General features: G+C 60.5%; 2 protein-coding genes. Both read right to left on the bottom strand.

The genetic code is table 11. The features are described from left to right. Window positions 1–294: 294 nt before the first annotated feature. Window positions 295–1,680 (bottom strand): DNA polymerase III subunit gamma/tau, encoded by a 1,386-nt coding sequence (gene dnaX / locus H6G62_RS27050; protein WP_190500918.1) that lies wholly within the window; start codon window positions 1,678–1,680, stop codon window positions 295–297. A 73-nt stretch (window positions 1,681–1,753) separates the two neighbouring features. Further along, window positions 1,754–1,939: hypothetical protein (locus H6G62_RS27055; RefSeq protein WP_190500920.1), on the bottom strand; the 186-nt coding region annotated here is incomplete at its 5' end.

Raw genomic sequence — 1,939 nt, forward strand, 5'->3', positions numbered from 1 at the left:
ACCGAGTCAAATCAACCCGAAAGGCTTTGGAGTAGCACTGGGGTTTGGGCGCGAGCTTGTGGGGACGATGGCCTGTGACGCCCAGCACCAAATCACAGGTCGGGGGTGCTGGGTGAGTGGGCCTCACCGTTCCCCCACTGGCATCGGGTTTTGGGAGGGTTAGGGTGGTCATTGGATGAACCTGAGCGAAAAGAACAGGGCAGAAGCGAGGAACGCTCGATGGGGTTAAAGCGCCCCTCGTTTGAGCCTACCCACGGTCTGCGATAGCAGATTAGCCAGACTCAGCGTTTGCTCCTAACCTACGACTTCAGCGAGTTTCGCTTCGTTGTTCGGATCGGGGTCAGCAAAGACAAGCGTTAGCTTGATAGACTGGCCGATGGCTTCCTCGACGATGCCCTGCACCTTGTTCTTGTGCTTCGTCAAAGTGGCTTGCTTAGCGGAATCCACCACTAAGGTGGCGACGCCTCGGCCCAGGTCGATGTGGCTCAACTGGCAATAGGTTTCGAGCAGCGCCTTCGCCTTGGGTTGGGCCGTGGCCAGCACCCGACTCCAGACTTGATCCGGTGCAATGTCGGTGACAGGAGCTAGACGAGCCGTTGGTCGGGTGGGCATGAGCTTTAGCAGGGTCGCCTCTAGCCAGGGCTGGGGGGTCGGGCTAAATCGCAACGGTCGTTCGGCCCCTTCCAGGACATTGAGGGCTTGATAGACCTGTTGGGCATCGGTCGCCTGGGCCAGGGGTTCGAGTTGGGCCTTGGTGAGCAGGCTGGTGAGGAGTTGGGTTTGGCCAGGGGCTTCAATCAGCAACAGCAGGTCATGGTAGACCTCCAGCAGCGCGCCATGAACCGCTTCAGGGGTGTGCCCTGCCTCAATCAGGTCTCGACTGCCCTGCATCAGACTCACCACGTTGCGGGTCTGGATAGCGGTAACCAGCGCTTTCAGTTCTCCAGTGCCGACTTGACCCACCAGGCGATAGAGGTCTTGGGCGGTGACGGGTTCATGGTCGAATAGCGCGGCTTTCGCCAGGAGTTGGAGCGCATCGCGGAGCCCACCTTGGCAGAGCCGTGCGATGGCCTCAATGGCCGAGGCTTTGACCGGGAGTCCTTCCGCCGTTGCGATATCGGTGAGGTAGGCTTTGATGACCTTCTGGGCAATGGGCCTGAACTCAAAGCTGAGGCAGCGGCTAGCGATGGTGGGCAACACCTTATGGGGTTCGGTGGTGGCGAGGATAAAGACCACTCGGGCCGGGGGTTCCTCAATGAGCTTCAGCAGGGCATTCTGGGCCTGGGAGGTCAGCATATGGGCCTCGTCAATGATGATGACCCGGTAGCGACATTGAGCCGGGGCCAGTTGGCAGGTCTTGATCAGTTCCCGCGCATCGTCAACCCCGCCATGGCTAGCGGCATCCATCTCGGTGACATCGAGGGCCGAACCCGTCACGATGCCTTTGCAGGTGCCGCAGGTGCCGCAGGGCGTGTCGGTGGGGCCATCGTGGCTGAGGCAGTTGAGGGATTTAGCGAGGATGCGAGCGGTGGAGGTTTTGCCTGTGCCCCGTGGCCCGCAGAACAGGTAGGCGGGGGCAATCTGGTGACGTTGAAGAGCCTGAGTCAGGCAGGTCTGGACGGCAGGTTGACCAACCAGGTCAGCGAGGGTTTGGGGTCGATACTTCAGGTGTAGGTTCATGGGTGGAGGGCATAAAAGGGCATGAAAAAGGCGCAAGCCTAAGACCTGCGCCGGGACGTGGCCGTTGAACGATTCACGACGGGGCCTGGTCGGGACTGATGATTCTGACGGGCATCATGTAGCCCACGACGCCTAGCCCGTCTAGCTCCGATGCCACCGGAGAGAGCTTAATCAGGCTTTCGGGGCTACCCAATTCCAGCCGCAGTTGCTCGCCCGTGGCCGAGCGGGCCAAGTTGATCAGGAGGTCTAGGTTGAGGGC

Source organism: Phormidium sp. FACHB-1136 (assembly GCF_014697375.1).
Taxonomy (GTDB): Bacteria; Cyanobacteriota; Cyanobacteriia; order Phormidesmidales; family Phormidesmidaceae; genus Nodosilinea.

What these genes read in the sequence shown, in the direction of transcription:
- dnaX (WP_190500918.1), bottom strand. Translation starts at nt 1,680, where the DNA reads ATGAACCTACACCTGAAGTATCGACCCCAAACCCTCGCTGACCTGGTT.